We start from the raw sequence: 401 nt of genomic DNA on the forward strand, positions 1-401 counted from the left end.
TATATCAAGCTCGTCATTGGTAACGGAAATTTTATAATAAAAATATATCTTCTGTTTATAAACCTGATAAGGGGCTTTATAAGCTGATAAAATATCAAGATACTAATTCTCAAAATATATCTTCAGTGCCAAATAATAATTTTCAGCCTAACAATCAAATACCGTCAATTAAAGAAGAAGACTTTTATGACAGTTTTGCCGCATGGCTTGTTGATGATCGTGAAGAATGTACAATAGCAAAGGAATTAGGAAGGAATATTTTTGGTAATAAATGGGGAACCCCTGACGTAATAGGAGTATCAAAATCATTACCTACAGATATTGTGAAAAAAGATATTGAAATTACATCTGTTGAAATAAAATTTTCACAAAATGAATTAATTACAGCTTTTGGTCAGGCT

Annotated in this window: 1 protein-coding gene; it reads left to right on the forward strand. The window is 29.9% G+C overall.

The annotated features are described in order from the left end of the window. Positions 1-125: 125 nt before the first annotated feature. A partial coding sequence (locus ACYVRH_RS14885; RefSeq protein ID WP_461257634.1) for a hypothetical protein occupies positions 126-401 on the forward strand: 276 nt, incomplete at its 3' end.

The organism is Treponema sp. R80B11-R83G3, assembly GCF_054786115.1.